Origin of the sequence: Pseudomonas sp. B19(2017), from assembly GCF_002113165.1 — a bacterium.
Taxonomy (GTDB): domain Bacteria; phylum Pseudomonadota; class Gammaproteobacteria; order Pseudomonadales; family Pseudomonadaceae; genus Aquipseudomonas.
Map to the genome: position 1 here is coordinate 48494 of NZ_NEJR01000024.1, position 19603 is coordinate 68096.

General features: G+C 63.2%; 20 protein-coding genes. 10 read left to right on the forward strand and 10 right to left on the reverse strand.

Features of this window, described 5'->3' with window-relative positions:
• Window positions 1-279 precede the first annotated feature (279 nt).
• The 3 genes from mksB to mksF are packed head-to-tail and all read left to right on the forward strand — an operon-like array spanning window position 280 to window position 5097.
• Complete coding sequence (mksB, locus tag CAF70_RS24035) at window positions 280-1569, forward strand: Mks condensin complex protein MksB (RefSeq protein ID WP_085626974.1); 1290 nt, start codon at window positions 280-282, stop codon at window positions 1567-1569.
• Window positions 1559-2266 (forward strand): Mks condensin complex protein MksE, encoded by a 708-nt coding sequence (mksE, locus tag CAF70_RS24040; RefSeq protein ID WP_013970824.1) that lies wholly within the window; start codon window positions 1559-1561, stop codon window positions 2264-2266. Before mksB ends, mksE begins: the two co-directional genes overlap by 11 nt.
• Window positions 2263-5097, forward strand: a complete 2835-nt coding sequence (gene mksF / locus CAF70_RS24045) for an Mks condensin complex protein MksF (RefSeq protein ID WP_085626976.1) — start codon at window positions 2263-2265, stop codon at window positions 5095-5097. The genes mksE and mksF overlap by 4 nt, the downstream gene beginning before the upstream one ends.
• A gap of 143 nt (window positions 5098-5240) precedes the next feature.
• On the opposite strand, the gene CAF70_RS24050 is transcribed toward mksF, so the two are convergent.
• The 5 genes from CAF70_RS24050 to rplU form a co-directional block, all read right to left on the reverse strand.
• Window positions 5241-5702 carry a CreA family protein gene (locus CAF70_RS24050; protein WP_085626978.1) on the reverse strand — a complete coding sequence of 154 codons (462 nt, stop codon included), beginning with the start codon at window positions 5700-5702 and terminating at the stop codon, window positions 5241-5243.
• Complete coding sequence (gene proB, locus CAF70_RS24055) at window positions 5699-6817, reverse strand: glutamate 5-kinase (RefSeq protein WP_063911189.1); 1119 nt, start codon at window positions 6815-6817, stop codon at window positions 5699-5701. The genes CAF70_RS24050 and proB overlap by 4 nt, the downstream gene beginning before the upstream one ends.
• A gap of 85 nt (window positions 6818-6902) precedes the next feature.
• Window positions 6903-8129 (reverse strand): Obg family GTPase CgtA, encoded by a 1227-nt coding sequence (gene cgtA / locus CAF70_RS24060; RefSeq protein ID WP_085626980.1) that lies wholly within the window; start codon window positions 8127-8129, stop codon window positions 6903-6905.
• A 188-nt stretch (window positions 8130-8317) separates the two neighbouring features.
• The gene (gene rpmA / locus CAF70_RS24065; RefSeq protein WP_003247464.1) at window positions 8318-8575 is read right to left on the reverse strand and encodes a 50S ribosomal protein L27; all 258 of its coding nucleotides are present in this window, start codon (window positions 8573-8575) and stop codon (window positions 8318-8320) included.
• 38 nt (window positions 8576-8613) lie between these two features.
• Window positions 8614-8928: a 50S ribosomal protein L21 gene (gene rplU, locus CAF70_RS24070; protein ID WP_003247466.1), complete on the reverse strand. Its 315-nt coding sequence runs from the start codon at window positions 8926-8928 to the stop codon at window positions 8614-8616.
• 244 nt (window positions 8929-9172) lie between these two features.
• Between rplU and CAF70_RS24075 the strand changes: the two genes are divergently transcribed.
• From CAF70_RS24075 to CAF70_RS24085, 3 genes are all read left to right on the forward strand, one after another.
• Complete coding sequence (locus CAF70_RS24075; protein WP_085626982.1) at window positions 9173-10141, forward strand: polyprenyl synthetase family protein; 969 nt, start codon at window positions 9173-9175, stop codon at window positions 10139-10141.
• 187 nt (window positions 10142-10328) lie between these two features.
• A complete protein-coding gene (locus CAF70_RS24080; protein WP_085626984.1) occupies window positions 10329-10670 on the forward strand; it encodes a zinc ribbon domain-containing protein YjdM in 342 nt (113 codons plus the stop codon).
• A gap of 83 nt (window positions 10671-10753) precedes the next feature.
• The gene (locus tag CAF70_RS24085; RefSeq protein WP_085626986.1) at window positions 10754-10999 is read left to right on the forward strand and encodes a hypothetical protein; all 246 of its coding nucleotides are present in this window, start codon (window positions 10754-10756) and stop codon (window positions 10997-10999) included.
• A gap of 127 nt (window positions 11000-11126) precedes the next feature.
• Here the strand turns inward: CAF70_RS24085 and CAF70_RS24090 are convergent, their stop codons facing one another.
• The 5 genes from CAF70_RS24090 to CAF70_RS24110 all read right to left on the reverse strand — a co-directional run bounded on the left by CAF70_RS24090 (window position 11127) and on the right by CAF70_RS24110 (window position 15875).
• On the reverse strand, window positions 11127-11744 hold the full coding sequence (locus CAF70_RS24090) for an FKBP-type peptidyl-prolyl cis-trans isomerase (RefSeq protein WP_025337633.1): 618 nt from the start codon (window positions 11742-11744) through the stop codon (window positions 11127-11129).
• An 85-nt stretch (window positions 11745-11829) separates the two neighbouring features.
• Complete coding sequence (locus tag CAF70_RS24095; protein WP_085626988.1) at window positions 11830-12135, reverse strand: DUF6482 family protein; 306 nt, start codon at window positions 12133-12135, stop codon at window positions 11830-11832.
• 159 nt (window positions 12136-12294) lie between these two features.
• Entirely contained in the window at window positions 12295-12783 is a 489-nt protein-coding gene (locus CAF70_RS24100; protein WP_085626990.1) for a TIGR00645 family protein, read from the reverse strand.
• Between the two features lie 153 nt (window positions 12784-12936).
• On the reverse strand, window positions 12937-13275 hold the full coding sequence (locus tag CAF70_RS24105; RefSeq protein WP_003247487.1) for a hypothetical protein: 339 nt from the start codon (window positions 13273-13275) through the stop codon (window positions 12937-12939).
• Window positions 13276-13436: 161 nt separating this feature from the next.
• Window positions 13437-15875 (reverse strand): Lon protease family protein, encoded by a 2439-nt coding sequence (locus CAF70_RS24110; protein WP_085626992.1) that lies wholly within the window; start codon window positions 15873-15875, stop codon window positions 13437-13439.
• 252 nt (window positions 15876-16127) lie between these two features.
• Between CAF70_RS24110 and CAF70_RS24115 the strand changes: the two genes are divergently transcribed.
• The 4 genes from CAF70_RS24115 to CAF70_RS24130 all read left to right on the forward strand — a co-directional run.
• On the forward strand, window positions 16128-16616 hold the full coding sequence (locus tag CAF70_RS24115) for a DUF3015 domain-containing protein (RefSeq protein WP_063911184.1): 489 nt from the start codon (window positions 16128-16130) through the stop codon (window positions 16614-16616).
• A gap of 73 nt (window positions 16617-16689) precedes the next feature.
• The gene (locus CAF70_RS24120; protein ID WP_085626994.1) at window positions 16690-18543 is read left to right on the forward strand and encodes a DUF4105 domain-containing protein; all 1854 of its coding nucleotides are present in this window, start codon (window positions 16690-16692) and stop codon (window positions 18541-18543) included.
• A 220-nt stretch (window positions 18544-18763) separates the two neighbouring features.
• Window positions 18764-19120 carry a hypothetical protein gene (locus tag CAF70_RS24125; RefSeq protein WP_085626997.1) on the forward strand — a complete coding sequence of 119 codons (357 nt, stop codon included), beginning with the start codon at window positions 18764-18766 and terminating at the stop codon, window positions 19118-19120.
• 67 nt (window positions 19121-19187) lie between these two features.
• On the forward strand, window positions 19188-19603 hold a 416-nt coding region (locus CAF70_RS24130), incomplete at its 3' end, for a GreA/GreB family elongation factor (RefSeq protein ID WP_085701486.1).

The following is a 19603-nucleotide window of genomic DNA, read 5'->3' on the forward strand; positions in this document are numbered from 1 at the left end:
CGGGTTCCGAGGGGTGGAGACAATTGGCCATTCTAACGCCGTTGGCATTCGAGTGCCGCAACTGGTCGGCGGATTTTTGTTGCCTGTACCGGCCCTTTCGCGGGTGAACCCGCTCCCATAGGTACTGCACAAGGCCCTGTGGGGGCGGGTTCACCCGCGAAAGGGCCAGTGAACCCCTACAAGGATAAAGGATATCTCTCATTACAGACCAAGGGGTGAAAACCTCCCCCCCGGATGCAGTACAATCGCCCCCTTTTTCTTGGCAACGAGTCGAAGCCAATGATCGAACCCAAGCGCGTCCTGCGCGCCCTAGCCGAACACTGGGCCCTGATCGAGCCGCTGTGCGAGCGTTTCGACCAGGGCACCCTGAGCCTGGTCGAATTGCGTCAGCATGTGGGCCGCCAGCAGGTCGAGAGCACCCCGCAGGACATCACCCAGCTGCTCGACGTGTGGATCCGTCTGGATATCCTGGTCCCGGTGGCCAAGAGCCCGAACCGTTTCGAGCTCAACGCGCAGATCCACGACTTCCTCGCCTACCTGCGCCGCGAACACCGGCTAGGCCTGTGCCTGGAGATCGAAGCCTACCTGCGCCACCTGGAGCGCCTGGCCGGGCATATCCAGGACGCCTTCGACAATCGCGACAGCGACGACCTGGCACGCCAGCTGCGCCTGCTCGACATGCGCGTGCGCGATGTACTGAAGAAGCTCGACAACGACGAGCAGGCACTGGTGGCCGTGGCCGAACGGGCCAAGACCAGCAACCGCCAGATCCCGCTACGCCAGCGCTATGCCGAAGTACTGGCGACCTGGGACGAGTATGTCGAGCCGATGATCCAGCTGGTCAACGCCGACGGCGCCTTCGAACAGGGCGTACGCAAGGTCGAGACCGTATTGCTGAAACTGCTGGGCGAACAGGCGCGCCTGGGCCACCTGGTCGACGACGACATGCTGCTGCGCACCCACGCGCGCATCCTGGAAATGCAGACCAGCGCCCAGCTGACCCTGCGCCATGCCCGCGAACTGCTGCTGCCGCTGCGTGAAGAAGCCCGCCGGCACAACGCCGTGACCCGTGGCGCCGCGCTGGCCCTGTCGGTGATCCGGCGCAAGGGCATCGATGCCGTGCCGCAAGCAGCCATGCCGATGTTCACCCGCCCGCAAAGCACCTTCCTCGGCAGCGCCAGCCAGGTCGAGGCCTACGTCTACGCCCTGGCCCGCTTCGAACCCAAGCCGGCGCGTTTCCCCAAGGCCCACAAGACCCAGTCCGGCGCCCTGCCCCGTGCACCGCGCACGGTCAAGGAAATGGCCGAACGCTGCGAACAGGCCCTGCCGCTGCCCGACCTGATGGTCTGGCTGCTGGAGCAGGAGCCCGAAGGCGCCACCGACGAGCTGCTGTACTGGTTCTCGCGCCTGTCGCGGGAAAAGCGCTTCAAGCGCGAACGCCTCGACCGCCGCGAATACACCACTCAGGAACACCTGGTCAGCCTGCGCTCGTTCGCCCTGACCTCCAGCCGCGAAGACGCCGCCAGCGCGCCTACCGAATCCAACGCGAGCCCAGCCCATGCATCTTGATCTTTCCGAACTGTCCCAGCTCGCGCCGATCTTCCGCGAGCTGTTCAAAGGCTTCCACGTCAGCCGCCGCGACCCCGAGCTGTACGCCCAGCTGTCGAACTTCCAGGACCAGTACCGCACCCTGTTCAAGGCCCTGGGCTTCGAACTGGTGTGTGACACCCGTGGCTTCTACTACTTCGTGCCGGACATGACCGCCGCGCAGGTCAACAAGACCGCGCAGCGCCTGTCGCTGTTCACCTTCATCCTGGTCGAACACCTGGCCGACCAGGGTCGCGACCCGATGGCCGTGCTCGATGGCGGCAGCATCGGCCGTGACGAACTTCCCTCGCTGCTGGACAAGTACCGCGACCTGTTCCTTCAGGCCGAAGTGCAGACCGTGGACGAGCTGGAAGAAAAAATCCTGCGCCGCATGACCCAGCTCGGCTTCGCCTTCGAGGAAGGTGGCATCTACCGCTTCCTGCCACCGATGCACCGTTTCCTCGACGTGTGCCTGGCCGTGCAGCAGGACCGCGACCTGGCGGCCACCCTGCATAGCGACCTGCCGTTGCCGACCCCGGTGCTGGTCGAGGAAGAAAGCCCCGAAGAACTCAACCGCACCGACGACCCGCTCGACCTCAGCCCCTTCGAGGGCGAGGAAAGCGAAGAGGAAGCCCTGGCCCGGGCCATCCGCGAAGAGCAACAGGAGATTGACGCATGAGCCAGGAACGCTACGGCATCCGCCGCTTCGCACTGCTCAACACCGCCGGCTACAGCCTTGGCCTGTTCCCGCTGGAACACCCGCTGTCGGTCTACGGTGCCAACAACCTGGGTAAATCGGCGTCGATCAACGCCTTGCAGTTCCCGATCCTGGCGCGCATGTCCGACATGAGCTTCGGCAAGTACAGCCTCGAGCAGTCGCGCCGCTTCTACTTCGCCAGCGACACCTCGTACATTCTTTGTGAACTGAGCCTGCCCCACGGCCCGCACGTCATCGGCGTTGTCGGCCGCGGCCCGGGCGGCGGTTTCGGCCACCAGTTCTTTGCCTACAAGGGCGAACTGGACCTGGCCCACTACCAGAAGAACGACACCTGCCTGCGCCAGAAAGAGCTGTTCACCAACCTCGAGCGCTTAGGGATCAAGGCCTACGAGCTGAAGCCGGATGAGCTGCGGCGTCTGCTGGTCGGTGGGCACACCTCGGTGCCGCTGGACCTGACCATGATCCCGCTGCGCTCGACCAGCGAGCAAAGCCTGAAAACCTTCCGCGCGCTGTTCATCAACCTGCTGCACATGCGCGAAATCACCGCCGCCAAGCTCAAGCAGCTGTTCCTCGATGCCTTCGAGCACAGCCTGCGCTCCGGTAGCGTCGACTACATCGCCGCGTGCGAGGAAGCCTTCCGCGACGTGCGCCGCATGGAACAGGACTACAACGCCCTGGTCGCCGCCGGGCCGCTGGTCGAAGCCCTGGCCGGTGGTGTGGCCCAGCGCGACATCCTGCGCGGCAAGCTGCACCGCATTTCGCCTGTGCTCGACACCCTGCTGGGCACCTGGCAGGAATACGCCATGGCGCGCAAGGAAGAGCTGGTGATCCAGGCCGAGCACTACCGTGGCGAGCAGGACCGCCTGCAGAACGACCAGCGCGGTGGCACCCAGGAACTGATGCGCCTTGAGCGTGAAATTACCGGTATCCAGCGCTGGCTGGGCGAGCTGTCGGTGCTCAAGCACCGCTTCGCCCTGGTCGATGACGTCAAGGTGCTGGAGCAGCAACTGCTGGCGGCCAAGGACGCCCACGACGAACTGGCCGGCGCCCTGGCCCAGTCGCGGCAGTTCAGCGCCGAAGACCTGGACGAACGCGTCCGCGACCTGGAAAAGCGCCTGAAGCAGGTCAGGCAACAGCTCGACCACGCCGACAACAACAGCTATGCCCGCCTGCGCGAAGAGTTCTCGCAGCAGGACGTCGACCGCCTGATGCGCCTGTTCAACGGCGCGCTGTTCAGCCTGCCGCTGGGCGACCGCGGTATCGAACTGGACGACAGCGACCTGTGGGTAAAATCGCTGGAGGCGGTGCTCGAGGGCTTCAAAGGCGAACGCTTCGAAGCCCCGGGGCTGTCGATCGACCTGTCGCACATCGACCCACCGGCACTGCAGGCCCTGGCCGACCGTGCCGCTCTGCGTGACCAGAAAGAGCGCCTGGAAAAAGAGCTGAAGCAGCTCAAGACCCAGCAAGCCGTGGCCGCCGACCGCTCCGCCTCCAAGGCGCAGACCGAAACGCTGTACCAGGAAGTACTGGACGCGCAAAAAGCGCTGGAAGACTTCCGCCGCAGCGAAACCCTGGCCGCCGAAGAGCCCGAGAAACTGGAACAGCTGTCGCAGCTCGAAGCCGCCCAGGACGAACTCAAGCGCTCCAGCGACGCCTTCACCGAACGTGTCCAGCAACTGTCCGCCAAGCTGCAGCTGGTCGGCCGGCAGATCGGCGACCTCGAGGCCAAGCAGCGCACCCTGGAAGACGCCCTGCGCCGTCGTCAGCTGTTGCCGGCCGACCTGCCCTACGGCACGCCGTACATGGAAGCCATCGACGATTCGATGGACAACCTGCTGCCACTGCTCAACGACTACCAGGACAGCTGGCAGAGCCTGCAGCGGGTGGATAACCAGATCGAGGCGCTGTACGCCCAGGTACGCCTGAAAGGCGTGGCCAAGTTCGACAGCGAAGACGACATGGAACGCCGCCTGCAGCTGCTTGTGAACGCCTACGCGCACCGCACCGACGAAGCGCTGACCCTGGCCAAGGCCCGCCGCGCCGCAGTCACCGACATCGCCCGGACCCTGCGCAACATTCGCAGCGACTACGACAGCCTCGAACACCAGCTGGCCCTGTTCAACCGCGAGATCAACAAGCGCCAGGTATCGAACCTGGAGAGCTTCCGCGTGGTGCTGGCGCCGAACAAGGAAGCGCTCAAGCACATCGACCAGATCATCCACAGCGCCGGTCAGTACGAAGAGGGCGAAACCCTGTCGGTATTCGACCTGACCCAGAGCGCCGAGCAGGACAACAAGAACGAAGAGGCCAAGGAATACCTGGCAAGACTGGTGGCGGCCAACCACAACCAACTGGGCCTGAAGGACCTGTTCGAGCTGGCGTTTGAAATTACCAAGGTCAACGGCCAGCCGGTGATCCATGCCGACATCGACGGTGCGGCATCCAACGGCACTACCATGACCATCAAGGCGCTGACCAACATGTACCTGTTGCTGCACCTGATGGACCGCGACCTGGCCGGGCGCATCCGCCTGCCGTACTACCTGGACGAAGCGGCGGACATCGACGAACGCAACCAGGCGGCGCTGCTGGAGACCAGCCTGCAGCTGGGCTTCGTGCCGATTCTGGCGAGCGTGAAGCCGCAGGTGTCGGCGCGCGTGGCGATCGACCTGGAAGGTGGCAGCGGGCCGAATGGCATCTACATCGACGAAGCGGACTGGAAGTTCATCAGCCGTCGGGATGAGGTGAAAGCGGTTGTGCGGGAGGATCATCAGGCCGAGGAATTGGCCTGAGGTAATTGGGGCCGCTTTGCGGCCCTTTCGCCGGCAAGCCAGCTCCCACAGGTATTGCACAAGCCCCGAGGCTTGTGAGGTAACTGTGGGAGCTGGCTTGCCGGCGATGGAGGCCGAAGGCCTCCCGGCGAACTATCAGGCTATCAATGCGCCCAAGGCAGGATCGGAATCGCGGTCACCGCATTCTGCGGGCTGCCTTCGATCATGCGGTCGCTATACACCAGGTACACCAGCGTATTGCGCTTCTTGTCGAGGAAGCGCACCACCTGCATGGTCTTGAACACCAGCGAGGTGCGTTCCTTGAACACTTCCTCGCCATCCTTCAGCTCGCCCTTGAAACTGATCGGCCCAACCTGACGGCAGGCAATCGAGGCCTCGGCACGGTCTTCCGCCAACCCCAGCCCACCCTTCACGCCGCCGGTCTTGGCGCGCGACAGGTAGCAGGTCACGCCCTCGACCTTTGGGTCGTCGAAGGCCTCGACCACAATACGGTCATTCGGCCCGAGGAACTTGAACACGGTGGACACCTGGCCGATTTCCTCCGCTCCGGCCAGCATTGGCAGCACCAGCGCTGCCACGCCGATCACGCGCTTGAACAGGCTCATACCAACACCAGATTGTCGCGGTGCACCAGTTCCGGCTCGGCGATATAGCCCAGCACGCTTTCAATGACATCGGATGGCTGGCCGATAATCTTTTGCGCTTCCAGCGCGCTGTAGTTGGCCAGGCCGCGGGCCACTTCAACGCCGTCCGGGCCGACACACACCACCATCTCGCCACGACGGAAGCTACCTTGGACGGTCTTCACGCCAACCGGCAGCAGGCTCTTGTTGGCCTGGCGCAGCGCCTGCACCGCGCCGGCGTCCAGCACCAGGGTGCCACGGGTCTGCAGGTGGCCGGCCAGCCACTGCTTGCGCGCAGCAAGCATGCCGCGCTCGGGCGACAGCAAGGTCCCCAGGCGTTCGCCGGCCTTGAGGCGGTCCAGCACGCGCTCGATGCGGCCACCGATGATGATGGTGTGGGCACCGGAACGGGCTGCCAGGCGCGCGGCACGCAGCTTGGTCTGCATGCCGCCACGGCCCAGGGCGCCACCGGTACCGCCGGCCACGGCATCCAGTGCCGGGTCGTCGGCGCGGGCCTCGTAGATCAGCTGGGCGTCGGGGTTGTTGCGCGGGTCGGCATCGAACATGCCATCGCGGTCGGTAAGGATCACCAGCAGGTCAGCCTCGACCAGGTTGGCTACCAGCGCCGCCAGGGTGTCGTTGTCACCGAAACGGATCTCGTCGGTGACCACGGTATCGTTCTCGTTGATCACCGGCACCACGCCCAGGTCAACCAGCGTGCGCAGGGTGCTGCGGGCGTTCAGGTAGCGCTTGCGGTCGGACAGGTCGTCATGGGTCAGCAGGATCTGCGCGGTGTGCTTGCCGTGCTCGCCAAAGCTCGACTCCCAGGCCTGCACCAGGCGCATCTGGCCGATCGAGGCAGCCGCCTGCAGCTCGTTCATCGCACTCGGTCGCGACGTCCAGCCCAGCTGGCTCATGCCGGCAGCCACGGCCCCGGAGGAGACCAGTACCAACTCCACGCCCGCCTCACGCAGCGCGACCATCTGCTCGACCCAAACGGCCATGGCACCGCGATCGAGGCCTTTGCCATCGGCGGTCAGCAGAGCACTGCCAATCTTCACGACCCAGCGCTTGGCGCCCGTCACCTTGCTTCGCATCTTCTTCCAACCTATGTCGAATCTATAGATACCGTGGATACAAAAACGCCGCTCCAAAGAGCGGCGTTTAGTGTACTGCAACCGGTCAGTCGCGCACGTAAATGATTTCCGGGCCGTCTTCGTCGTCCTCGAAATCATCGTCCCAACCATCATCGTCGCCGATGTCGTGCACGCTCTTGACGCCGGTGCGACGCAGGGTACGGGCGTCGTCCAGGGCCTGCAGCTGGGCACGGGCTTCGTCTTCGATGCGCTGGTCGAGGTCAGCCAGCTCTTCGGCATAGGCCGGGTCGTTGGCCAGGCGGTCGGCGCGGTCTTCGAGGTAGCGCATCAGGTCGTGGCTGAGCTTTTCGGTGCCCTGCTTGGAGATGGCCGAGATCACGTAGACCGGGCCGTCCCACTGCAGGCGTTCGACCACTTCCTTGACCCGCTCGTCGCGCTCGTCTTCCATGACCATATCGGCCTTGTTCAGCACCAGCCAGCGCTCACGCTCGGCCAGCGACGGGCTGAAGCGGGTCAGCTCGTTGACGATGACTTCGGCGGCATCGGCCGGGCTGCTTTCGTCCAGCGGCGCCATGTCCACCAGGTGCAGCAGCACGCGGGTGCGCGCCAGGTGCTTGAGGAAGCGGATACCCAGGCCGGCGCCTTCGGAAGCACCTTCGATCAGGCCGGGGATGTCGGCAATGACGAAGCTCTTCCAGCGGTCGACGCTGACCACGCCCAGGTTCGGCACCAGGGTGGTGAACGGGTAGTCGGCCACTTTCGGCTTGGCGGCCGAAACCGAGCGGATGAAGGTGCTCTTGCCAGCGTTCGGCAAGCCCAGCAGGCCGACGTCGGCCAGCACTTTCATTTCCATCTTCAGGTCGCGCTGCTCACCCGGCTTGCCTGGGGTGGTCTGGCGCGGCGCACGGTTGGTGCTGGACTTGAAACGGGTGTTGCCCAGACCGTGCCAGCCGCCCTGGGCGACCATCAGCTTCTGACCCGGGGTAACCAGGTCACCGATCACTTCCTGGGTGGAGGCGTCGATCACGGTGGTGCCGACCGGCACACGCAGGAACAGGTCGTCGCCTTTCTTGCCGGTGCAGTCGGTGCTGCCGCCGTTGGCGCCACGCTGGGCCTCGTGGTGACGGGTGTAGCGATAGTCGACCAGGGTGTTGAGGTTTTCGTCGGCAATCATGTACACCGAACCACCGTCGCCACCGTCACCACCGTTGGGGCCACCGTTCTCGATGAACTTCTCGCGACGGAAGCTCATGCAACCGTTGCCACCGTCACCGGCCTTGACCCGAATGGATACTTCGTCAACAAACTTCATTAAAACCGCCTCTCGCCAGTAGACGAGCTGAATGACTCAAAAACATGAGGCTCTTGCAAAAATGAGCGCGGCGGCCCCGTACGACCGTAGAAACCCACGCCGGCAGCCCATACAAACAGCTTTGCAAGAGGCTCACCACAAACGAAAAAGCCCCGTCGCATGACGGGGCTTCTGGAGCGACGTCGCGATTAAGCGGCGACGATGCTCACGTAACGGCGCATGAACTCGCCTTTTTTCTCGAACTTGATCACGCCTTCGATCTTGGCGAACAAGGTGTGATCCTTGCCCATGCCAACGCCGTAGCCAGCGTGGAATTCGGTGCCGCGCTGACGGACGATGATGTTGCCTGGCTTGATAACCTGGCCGCCATACATCTTCACGCCAAGGCGTTTCGATTCTGAGTCGCGACCGTTACGAGTACTACCACCAGCCTTCTTGTGAGCCATGGTTCAATTCTCCAAATAAATTCAGGGGATCTAGGGGATTAAGCCTGGATACCGGTGATTTTGATCTCGGTGAACCACTGGCGGTGGCCCATACGCTTCATGTGGTGCTTACGACGACGGAACTTGATGATGCGAACCTTGTCGTGGCGGCCTTGCGAAACGACTTCGGCCACTACTTTAGCGCCAGCAACAACTGGAGCACCGATGGTGACTTCTTCACCGTTGGCGACCAGCAGGACGCGATCGAAGGTCACGGATTCGCCAGTGGCGACTTCCAGTTTTTCGATCTTGAGGAATTCACCTTCAGCGACTTTGTACTGCTTGCCGCCGGTAACGATTACTGCGTAAGACATGGTATTTCTCCGATAATCCTGCTCACCCAGCGCTTTATATGATGAGTATTGGCTGGCATGGCTGCACAGGGCTGGAACGGCCCGGCGCAATTGCGTAAGGCAGGTGCTGCCCAGGAAGTTAGGGTGCGCGATTGTACGCAACCGCGGTTTTGCTTGCAAGTACCGCCCCCGGCGCGCTGGCACCGCGCCTTGACACACCGGGACCTGCGACCTAGCATGCCGCGCAACCTCACTGGAGCAGCCGATGCAACCCCAATCCTTCTACCGCGCGGTGGCTGATGATTTCAGCGCCGTCGACGAGATCATCAAGAAGCAGCTGACCTCGCGCGTGCCGCTGGTATCGAAGATCGGCGACTATATCACGTCCGCCGGTGGCAAGCGCCTGCGCCCCCTGCTGGTGCTGCTGTGTGGCAAGGCCCTGGGCCGCGAAGGCGACGACCTGCGCCTGCTGGCTGCCACCATCGAATTCCTGCACACCGCCACCCTGCTGCACGACGACGTGGTCGACATGTCCGGCATGCGCCGTGGCCGCTCCACCGCCAATGCCCTGTGGGGCAACGCGCCGAGCGTGCTGGTGGGCGACTTCCTCTATTCGCGCTCGTTCGAGATGATGGTCGAACTGGGCTCGATGCCGGTCATGCAGATCCTGTCCAAGGCCACCCGCGTGATTGCCGAGGGTGAAGTGCTGCAGCTGTCGCGGGTACGCGACGCCAGCACTACCGAGGAAGTCTACATGGAGGTCATCCGCGGCAAGACCGCAATGCTGTTCGAGGCCTCGACCCACAGCGCCGCCGCGCTGGCCGAAGCAACCGACGAACAGCGCGAGGCCCTGCGTACCTTCGGTGACCACCTGGGCGTGGCGTTCCAGCTGGTCGACGACCTGCTGGACTACAAGGGCGACTCGCAGACCCTGGGCAAGAACGTCGGTGACGACCTGGCCGAAGGCAAGCCTACCCTGCCGCTGATCTACACCATGCGCGAAGGCTCCGCCGAACAGGCTGCGCTGGTGCGCCGGGCGATCCAGAAGGGTGGCCTGGAGGACCTGGAGCAAATTCGCGTGGCGGTCGAAGAGTCGGGTGCGCTGAAGTACACCGCGGAGCTGGCACGTGACTACGTGAAGCGTGCCATCGCCTGCCTGGAAGTGCTGCCGGCCAGCGAATACCGAGATGCGCTGGTCGAGCTGAGCGAGTTTGCTGTCGCGCGTACTCACTGACAGACCGCATCATCTCCATTCGCGGGCTTGCCCGCTCCCACAGGACAACACAGCCCTTGAGGCTGGCACTATCCCTGTGGGAGCGGGCAAGCCCGCGAACGCTTTTGTCCGGACATAATCCCTTCTGCAGAAATACCTTTTACAATGCGGGCCTTTAACCGTCCGTCTGTTTGTTTGAGGAACCGAAGTGAGCACTCTGCCACCCTGCCCGAAATGCAACTCCGAATACACCTATGAGGATGGCACTCAGCTGATCTGCCCTGAATGCGCCCACGAGTGGTCGGCCAGCGGCGACGCCGAAGCGGCCAGCGACGCGGTGGTGAAGAAGGACTCGGTCGGCAACATCCTGCAGGATGGCGACACCGTCACCGTGATCAAGGACCTCAAGGTCAAGGGCTCCTCCCTGGTGGTAAAGGTCGGCACCAAGGTCAAGAACATCCGCCTGTGCGACGGCGACCACGATATCGACTGCAAGATCGACGGCATCGGCGCCATGAAGCTGAAGTCCGAATTCGTACGCAAGGTCTGATTTTTCCGATAACCGCCAATTGGCGCTTGCTATTCAGATAATAAGAATTATTCTCATTGGACTGCTATCCAAGGAGAATAGCCATGACTTATCTGATCGACGCCTGGCTGGACCGCCCTCACCCCTACCTGCGCATTCTTCATCGGGAAACCGGCGAAGTGTGCGCGGTGCTTGAAGAAGAAGCGCTCGACGAGCTGCGCGACCAGGGCGACCTGGACATGAGCGGGCTGAATTCGAGTGAACCGGGGGTGCTCAAGGAGCTGGTGCGGACTCTGTTTCTGTTCTGCTATGCGCGGGCGTTGCGCCCTGGGGGAACGGATTGGAATTGAGGCCAGCAGGGCCGGCCTCTTCGCGGGCATGCCCGCTCCCACAAGTACTGCACAAGCCTTGAAGCTAACGCCGCACCTGTGGGAGCGGGCAAGCCCGCGAATGGGCCGCAAAGCGGCCCCAGCGGTATTACAGAACGTCGAGCAGCTCGACGTCGAACACCAGCACGCTGTGCGGCGGGATGCTGCCGACGCCTTGTGCGCCGTAGGCCAGCTCGCTCGGCACGTACAGGCGCCATTTGCTGCCAGCGTTCATCAGCTGCAGGGCTTCGGTCCAGCCAGCGATCACACCACCTACCGGGAATTCAGCCGGCTGACCACGGTCGTAGGAGCTGTCGAACACAGTGCCGTCGATCAGGGTGCCGTGGTAGTGGGTGCGCACGTTGTCTTCGCGGGTCGGCTTGGCGCCTTCACCGGCGGTCAGTACTTCGAACTGCAGGCCCGAAGCCAGGGTGGTGATGCCGTCACGCTTGGCGTTCTCGACCAGGAATGCCTTGCCAGCGGCTGCAGCGGCTTCAGCCTTGGCAGCTGCTTCGGCTTGCATCACGTCGCGGATGACCTTGAAGCTGGCCGACAGGTCGGCTTCGCTGACGCGGCTGTCGGCGCCGTTGAAGGCGTCGGTCAGGCCGGCCAGGATAGCTTCCAGGCTGACGCCTGGTGGCGGGTTGTCGCGCAGCTGGCCGCCCAGCTGACGGCCGATGCCGTAGCTGACGCGAGTTTCGTCGGTGGACAGGTTGAGTTCGGACATTGTCGTGCTCCACTGCAGGGCGCAGTGAAGCCGCGCCCTTGATGAAAAGGGCGAGCAGCCTAGCACACTGGGGCGCTGCGAGCAGCTACCAGGCCGAGCGCTGGGAAATCGGCACCTTCAAGTCTTCTTCCGGGTGCGTGCCCATGCCGCACATTTCGTCCTGCACCGACCAATGCACCAGGTTCATCGAGACCATGGGGATGGTTTGCAGCAACTTGCGCGCATCCTCAACCGAGTGCACGCGCAGGCGTTCACCACGGGGGTCGGAGAGCGGGTGGGCGTGGCCTTTGATACGGGCCTCGAGGAGGTAGTCACCACCTTCGATGGCGATCAGGTTCAGTTCGTCGACATGGCCAGCCCTGGCCTCGGTGTTGAGCTGATGCAGGTTCATGAGAGCACCTCGCGAAGGGAACCACGCATGAGAGCTCATTTTTTGTACAGAATGTGAGAATGCACAAGGGCATGACTGACGCCGCTCGTCAGTTGGACCGTGCTGGCCTCTTCGCGGGCTTGCCCGCTTCCACAGGGATTGCGAAGAGGCCTGAAAGGCTCAGTGCTTGGTCAGCTTGTCCAGGTAGCCCATGCAGAATGCCGAGACCACGAAGGTCATGTGGATGATCACGTACCACATCAGGTAATCGGTGGAGATGTTCTGTGCATCCATGAACACCCGCAGCAGGTGGATGGACGAAATGGCCACGATCGAAGCGGCAACCTTCATCTTCAGCGACGAAGAATCCATCTTGCCCAGCCAGTTGAGTTTTTCCTTGCTCTCGTCGATGTCCAGTTGCGAGACGAAGTTCTCGTAGCCGGAGACCATCACCATCACCAGCAGGCCACCCACCAGCGACATGTCGATCAGCGACAGGATCACCAGGATCAGGTCGGCTTCGCTGAGGGCGAAGACGTTGGGCAGGACGTGGACTACTTCCTGGAAGAATTTCAGCGCCAGGGCCAGCAAGCCGAGGGACAGGCCGAAGTAGATGGGGGCGAGTAGCCAGCGCGAGGCATACATCGCATTTTCGAGGATACGTTCCATGGAGTGTCGGGACTCATCAGGTGACTAAAAAAGCGACGGCGAGTATAGCCAGCCACCTGTTACAGCAAAAGCCCGGGGGCCGCTCCGCAGCCCATTCGCTTGTAGGAGCAGCCTTGTGCTGCGAATGGGCCGCAAAGCGGCCCCCGGCCTCAATCAGGTCTCAGGATGAAACTGGTAATCCCCCAGGTTCCGACACCGCTCACCATTGATCCGCCGCAACTGCGCCTGCAAATGCAAACACCAGATCTGCGGATCCTCGGCCACCTGATACCCATGCAAGGTCAGGCTGTCGACAATGGCATTGAGCACCGATTCGGCCACCAGCGGCCCATGGAACGGCCCTTGGGCCTTGATTGCGGACGGTTGTTCACCGGCCATGCCGGCGGCGAACAGCAGCGTCCACATGCCGTTGTCCCCGGCCAGCGGACGGATGCTGCATTCGATGCGGGTCACCAGGCCCAGGCACTGGCGTGTGAGGCTGAGATTGCGCATGGCCGCGCCCCCTCCAAAAAGCCTTGTTCAGCCTGAACCTCAGGCTGTTTCCATCCTGAACGCTAATACCGTCCTTAAGTTCCAGCATAGAAGAACCGTATAGAAAGATGGAAAACCGGCGCTAAACGGTAGCACATCGCCGCCAGCGCCGGTTTATTGACTCAGGCCGGCTTGGCTTGGGCAATCACCTCTTCCAGGCGCTCTTTCTCCGCCTTCTCGATCTCCTCCTCGCTGATCATCTCGGCGATCTCGCGCAGGCGCTCTACCACCCGTGCGTTGACGCTGCCTTCGGTGAACTGGCCCTTGTCATCCAGCACCCCGGCCTCCTCGCCTACCAGCAGGCTCAACGCCTCGTCGGCCTGGCTGACCGCGTACACGTGGAACATGCCGTTCTCCACGGCCTGCAGCACGCGCTCGTCGAGCATCAGTGTGGCGACGTTGGCACGCGGGATGATCACCCCTTGCTCGCCAGTCAGGCCACGCGCTTCGCACAGGCGGAAGAAGCCCTCGATTTTCTCGTTGACCCCGCCCACTGCCTGTACTTCGCCAAACTGGTTGATCGAACCGGTGATGGCAAAGCACTGCTTGAGCGGCGTGCGCGACAAGGCCGAGATCAGCGTGCAGGCTTCGCCCAGCGAGGCGCTGTCACCGTCCACGTAGCCGTAGGACTGTTCCAGGGCGATGCTTGCCGAGATTGCCAGCGGGAACTCCTGGGCATAGCGGCTGCCCAGGTAGCCGGTGAGGATCATCACACCCTTGGAGTGGATCGGTTGGCCGAGGTTGACCTCACGCTCGATGTCGACGATACCGCTGCCGCCCGGGTACACGGTGGCGGAAATACGCGCCGGCATGCCGAACGCCGAATCACCCACTTCCAGCACGGTCAGGCCGTTGCACTTGCCAATGGCCGCGCCTTCGGTGTCGATCAGGATGATACCGGCGAGCATGTCGTCCAGCACCCGCTGCGAAACACGGCCGGTGCGGGTGGCCTTGGCCTTGAGCGCACGCTCGATGTGCCCGGCGTCGGTCATTTCATCATTGGCCAGCTGGCGGATGAAATCGGCTTCGCTGACCAACTGGAACAGGTCGCCGATACGTGCCGACAGGCGCGACTGGTTTTCTGCCAGGCGGGCACTGTAGGTGGCCAGGCGCGCCACCGCATCACTGGTCAGCGGCGCCATGCCCTCTTCGTTGGTGCGGGTGCGCAACAGCTGGGCGAACTGCTCCAGGTTCTCGTCGACCATGGGCATGTCTTCGTCGAAGTCCACCAGTACCCGGAACATCTCCTGGAAGTCCGGGTCGTGGTCCTGCAGTGCGTAGTACAGCTGGCGCGAACCGATGATGACCAGCTTGATGTTCAGCGGGATCATCTGCGGCGTCAGGCTGACGGTAGCCACCCGGCCGAGCTCGCCCAGTGGCGATTCCATCTTCAACTTGCGCGACTGCAGGGCACGCTTGAGCGCGTCCCAGACGAACGGCTCGCCCAGCATCTTCTCGGCTTCCAGAATCAGGAAGCCGCCGTTGGCCCGGTGCAGCGCACCGGGGCGCAGCTGGCGGTACGAGGTGTACAGCGCACCCTGGTCGGTGCTGTATTCGATACGGCCAAACAGGTTGTCGTAGGTCGGGTGCGGCTCGAACACCACCGGCGCACCGCCGTCGGCGTGGTGGCCGACCACCAGGCTGGGGGCGTACTGCTCTTCCAGCAGTTTGCGCGCGGCGGCGTCGGTCTTGCTGTCATCGACCAGTTGCTCGACCACGGTACGCAGCAGGTTCAGCTGTACCGACTGCAGGTAGGCGCAGACCGCAGCATTCTCGGCGTATTTTTCCGACAGCGGCGCCAGCAATGGCTGCAGGGCCAGGGTGATGGTTTCTTCGTTGAGCTGGCGCAGCTGGTTGTTCGACTCGCGTTTCCATTGCGGCAGGCTGGCCAGTTCTTCGTTCAGGCGCTCCTCGAGCAGGGCGATATCCTCGTGGAACTGCTCGCGCACCTCTTCCGGCAACTGGGCGAACTCGGCTTCATCCAGTGCCTTGCCGTCGGCCATCGGGGTGAAGGCGACGTTGCTGGCGTCGCGGTACAGGGCCACGTCCTTTTCCAGCGAGGCGCGCTCGATCACATCGAGGGCGCGGTCGTAACGCTGGTTGAAGGCGCGGTCGATAGCGCCCTTTTTCTGCTGGTACGACGGGTGCTCGAACACCGCCGGGAAGGTCGACAACAAGTTGTCGATCAGCCCGTTCATGTCGGCGATGAATGCCCCGGCGCTGCCGGATGGCAATTCCAGTGCGCGGGGCTCACGGGTGTCATCGAAGTGGTTGACGTAGACCCAGTCGGCGGGGGTCTGCTGGCGCTTGCCCTCGGCCTTGAGGTAGCGCTTGACGAACGAAAAGCGGCCGGTGCCGGGCTCGCCCATTACGTACACGTTGTAACCAGGGCGCGGCATGGCCACGCCAAACTGCAGGGCCTCGACAGCACGCTCCTGGCCCAGGACTCCGCGAAACGGCTCCAGATCGTCGGTATTGGTAAAGGCAAACTGCTCGGGTGAGAAACGCCGGGTCAGGGCTTCGGGCGCGAGACGCAGGCGCGCAGCGACAGGATCGGGCATTGGGTTTCCTTACTTCGGCGGGGCAGATACGCAGCATTCTGGCGCTGCCCGCGCGCGCCTTGCAAGGCTCCGCAAGACTTTATATCGCAGCCGGAGCGGGCCATGTAACAGCAAATTTTTCGCAATCAACAACGCAACTCTTAGATCGTGCCTAAACTCCAAGCTGCGCGGGTGGGTGAAAAGCTTCCCCGACCTGGCAACCGAGTTGCCAGAAACCCTGACCCTTGGTTAAGTCAAAAGAGAACAAATGCTATGAAACGGATTCTTCTGGGTACTCTGTTCACCGTCGCCTCACTCAACGCCATGGCCGAAGCGCCAGGCGGCCCGAACTGCGGCTGGGGCAACATGCTGTTCGAAGGCCAGCGCGGCACGCCGGCACACTTCCTGGCTTCCACCACCAACGGCACCTCCGGTAACGCCACCTTCGGCATGACCTCCGGTACCAACGGCTGCTCCACCAAGGCATCACTGACCTACGGTGGCAAGTCCTGGTTCGCCATGAACGGCATGATGAATGAACTGTCCGAAGACATGGCCATGGGCCAGGGCGAAGCGCTAACCACCTATGCCGTGGTCCTCGGCGTGGCTCCGGAAGACCGTGGCTACTTCGCATCGGTCACCCACCAGCACTTCAACCAGATCTTCAGCAGCGCCGATGTCACTGCAGAAACCGTCCACAGCAACACCCTGGCCGTTCTGAAGAACGACCCACGCCTGGCCAAATACGCAACCGAGGCCTGAGTCCAGCTGCTCCCGCCCCGGTTCCGGGGCGGGTTTCGCCTTTTTCGGCATCGTCAAGAAGTAGTTGCCCGATATGCTCAAACGCTTCGTATCCCTGGCGCTGTGTGCCTGCGCCCCTGTTCATGCCGCGCCCATGCTGGACCCAGGCCGTGTCCAGCAACTGGCCAACACCCCTTACTGGATAGCCCTGGGCCATTACGAAACCGCCAAGCTGGGTGGCTGGCGCAGCTATGTGGACGATGATGCGTTCTTCCTCGCCGAGGACGGCGCGCACCACCCCGACCAGGAGCTGCAAGCCACGGTCGAAGCGCTGTACGCCCCGGCCAACCTCGGCGACAAGCATGCCCAGTGCGTGTTCCCGGCGCGCACCCGCTGGCTGCGCGAACAGCTCGACCTGCAAGATTTGCCGCAACCGGACTGCCAGGAGTTCACCACCTGGTACCAGTCGATCGACCCGCACAGTGCGGCGCTGATCTTCCCGGCGGCCTACCTGAACAGCCCGTCATCGATGTTCGGCCACACCTTGCTGCGCATCGACCAGTCCAACACCCGCCGTGACGACACCACGCTGCTGAGTTACGCGATCAACTTCGGCGCCTACATCGAAGGCAGCGACAACAGCATCCTGTATGCCTGGAAAGGCCTGATGGGCGGCTACCCTGGCCTGTTCGCGCTGATGCCCTACCAGGAGAAACTGTCCGAATACCGCAGCCTGGAAAACCGCGACCTGTGGGAGTACCAGCTGGACCTGACCCCGGAAGAAACCGGGCGCATGGTCGAACATGTGTGGGAGTTGAAGCAGATCCAGTTCGACTACTTCTTCTTCGACGAAAACTGCTCGTACCGTCTGCTGGAACTGTTGCAGGTGGCCCGCCCGAGCCTGGACCTGACCTCGCAGTTCCCGCTGACCGCCATTCCGACCGACACGGTCAAGGCCGTGAAGCAGTCCGGCCTGGTCGCCAGCGAAACGTACCGCCCCTCGCGCGAACGCGAACTGCTGGCCCGGGCCGAGCCGCTCGATCATGGCGAAAAGCGCCAGGTGCTGGCGGTAAGTGCCGACACCGCACAACTGCAAAGCCCCGAATTCAAGGCCCTCCCCCGCCAGCGCCAGGCGCTGGTGCAGGATGCCGCGTACCGCCTGGAGCGCTACCGCGCCAATGGCCAGGAGCGCGACCCCGGGCAGGCCAGGCGCAGCTTCGAACTGTTGCGGGCAATCAACAGCAACCCGCCACCGCCGCTGCAGATCGAGCGCCCAGGCCTGCCCGAGGACGGCCATGATTCGCGCACCTGGCAGCTGGGCGTGGGCACCCGCGAAGACCGTGCCTATGCCGAGTACGGCCTGCGCATGGCCTATCACGACCTGAATGACAACGCCTATGGCTTCCCGCTGGGGGCGCAAATCGAGATCCTGCAGTTGAAGCTGCGCCAGTACGAAGGCAACGACTGGCAGGTGCAGCGCCTGGACCTGGCCACCATCCGCTCGCTGACGCCGCGCAACGAGTTGCTCAAGCCTTGGTCGTGGCAGGTGGCCGGCGGGCTGGAGCGGGTGCCGGGCAAGCATGATGACGAGGTGCTGGTGAGCCATGTGAACGGCGGGGCCGGCGGCACCTGGCAACTGGCCGACGGCTTGCTGGGCTTTGCCCTGGGTACGGTGCGGGTCGAGCACCACAATGATTTCGCCCAGTTCATCGCCCCGGCGGCGGGTTTCAATGGCGGGCTGCTCTGGCGCAACGGGTTGGGCAACATGACGCTTGAGGCCAAGGGCGATTACTTCGCCAACGGCGAGGTGCGGCGCAGCGTGAGCCTGAACCAGCAGTGGGAGATCAGCCAGAACCTGGGGGTGCGGTTGAGTGCTTCGCGGGAGTTCAGCCATCTGGCTACGGCGCAGAACGAGGTGATGCTTGAGCTGAAGTGGTACCACTACTGAAAACACTGGTTGCCTGCACTGGCCCTATCGCCGGCAAGCCAGCTCCCACAAGGTGATCACAGGACTCAAGGGATGTGCAGTACCTGTGGGAGCTGGCTTGCCGGCGATAGGGCCGGTACAGGCCACAGTGTGACCCAACCGAGTCTTTGACACTGTTTTGACGGCCCCCCGACAAATCGCCACCTAGACTTTCCAGTATCAACCGGAGGGTTTTGTGGTTATGTCGCGGTACTGGTTCGGCGTGTGCATGGCGTTGTTGCTGTCTGGTTGCGAAACCACCCACGAGCAAATGGTCAACCGGGGTTATCCCCCCGCCTATGCCGATGGTTTCCAAGACGGCTGCAGCAGCGGCCGCCAGGCGGCCGGGCTGATGGTAGGCGGCTTTCGCAAGGACGTGCCGCGCTACCTGCACGAACGCACGTACGAAAGCGGCTGGGACGACGGTTTTCGCCAGTGCCACGCGATGCAGAACAGCGAAGAACAGCGCCAGTACCACGAGCGATTCTGGGACCAGCGCGAGCGCGACTGGGAGCAGGAAAAGGACCGCGATGCCGCACGCGCCTATCGCCACAACTGAGTCGCAAAAGGACATTTCTTGAAACTGGCGGCCTGCGATGATGGTCTCCTGCACAAGGAGGCCACCCATGAGCCGAGCATTCGTCAACGAAGACCAGGCCGCTGCCCAGGCTGATCAGCCGGTCGAGCGAAGGGTCAGCGCGCAACCCAACTACCTCACCGCCAGTGGCTTGCGCCAGCTGCAGGAGCGCGTGGCCGAACTCAATGCCCTGCGCAGCGAACTGCAGGCCCAGGGCGAGCGTGGCGACAAGCAGCGGCTGGCGGATACCGAACGGGACCTGCGCTACTTCAGCGCGCGGGTACAGAGTGCCCAGGTGGTGCCGGCGGCGACTTCGCGCAGCAAGGTGCAGATTGGTAGCCGGGTGCGGTTTGTCGATGCCCAGGAGCAGGAACATGTGGTGCGGCTGGTGGGTGAGGATGAGGCAGATGCCGGGCGGGGGTTGATCAACTGGGGTTCGCCGCTGGGGCGGGCTTTGCTCGGGGC

Excerpts from the sequence above, each read along its gene's own strand:
- CAF70_RS24050 (WP_085626978.1), bottom strand. The coding sequence starts at position 5,702 with ATGAGCCTGTTCAAGCGCGTGATCGGCGTGGCAGCGCTGGTGCTGCCA.
- CAF70_RS24085 (WP_085626986.1), top strand. The coding sequence starts at position 10,754 with ATGACTTATCTGATCGACGCCTGGCTGGACCGCCCTCACCCCTACCTG.
- CAF70_RS24090 (WP_025337633.1), bottom strand. The coding sequence starts at position 11,744 with ATGTCCGAACTCAACCTGTCCACCGACGAAACTCGCGTCAGCTACGGC.
- CAF70_RS24120 (WP_085626994.1), top strand. The coding sequence starts at position 16,690 with ATGCTCAAACGCTTCGTATCCCTGGCGCTGTGTGCCTGCGCCCCTGTT.
- CAF70_RS24075 (WP_085626982.1), top strand. The coding sequence starts at position 9,173 with ATGCAACCCCAATCCTTCTACCGCGCGGTGGCTGATGATTTCAGCGCC.
- CAF70_RS24115 (WP_063911184.1), top strand. The coding sequence starts at position 16,128 with ATGAAACGGATTCTTCTGGGTACTCTGTTCACCGTCGCCTCACTCAAC.
- CAF70_RS24110 (WP_085626992.1), bottom strand. The coding sequence starts at position 15,875 with ATGCCCGATCCTGTCGCTGCGCGCCTGCGTCTCGCGCCCGAAGCCCTG.
- cgtA (WP_085626980.1), bottom strand. The coding sequence starts at position 8,129 with ATGAAGTTTGTTGACGAAGTATCCATTCGGGTCAAGGCCGGTGACGGT.
- mksE (WP_013970824.1), top strand. The coding sequence starts at position 1,559 with ATGCATCTTGATCTTTCCGAACTGTCCCAGCTCGCGCCGATCTTCCGC.
- proB (WP_063911189.1), bottom strand. The coding sequence starts at position 6,817 with ATGCGAAGCAAGGTGACGGGCGCCAAGCGCTGGGTCGTGAAGATTGGC.
- CAF70_RS24125 (WP_085626997.1), top strand. The coding sequence starts at position 18,764 with ATGTCGCGGTACTGGTTCGGCGTGTGCATGGCGTTGTTGCTGTCTGGT.
- mksF (WP_085626976.1), top strand. The coding sequence starts at position 2,263 with ATGAGCCAGGAACGCTACGGCATCCGCCGCTTCGCACTGCTCAACACC.
- rpmA (WP_003247464.1), bottom strand. The coding sequence starts at position 8,575 with ATGGCTCACAAGAAGGCTGGTGGTAGTACTCGTAACGGTCGCGACTCA.
- CAF70_RS24095 (WP_085626988.1), bottom strand. The coding sequence starts at position 12,135 with ATGAACCTGCATCAGCTCAACACCGAGGCCAGGGCTGGCCATGTCGAC.
- CAF70_RS24105 (WP_003247487.1), bottom strand. The coding sequence starts at position 13,275 with ATGCGCAATCTCAGCCTCACACGCCAGTGCCTGGGCCTGGTGACCCGC.
- CAF70_RS24100 (WP_085626990.1), bottom strand. The coding sequence starts at position 12,783 with ATGGAACGTATCCTCGAAAATGCGATGTATGCCTCGCGCTGGCTACTC.
- rplU (WP_003247466.1), bottom strand. The coding sequence starts at position 8,928 with ATGTCTTACGCAGTAATCGTTACCGGCGGCAAGCAGTACAAAGTCGCT.
- mksB (WP_085626974.1), top strand. The coding sequence starts at position 280 with ATGATCGAACCCAAGCGCGTCCTGCGCGCCCTAGCCGAACACTGGGCC.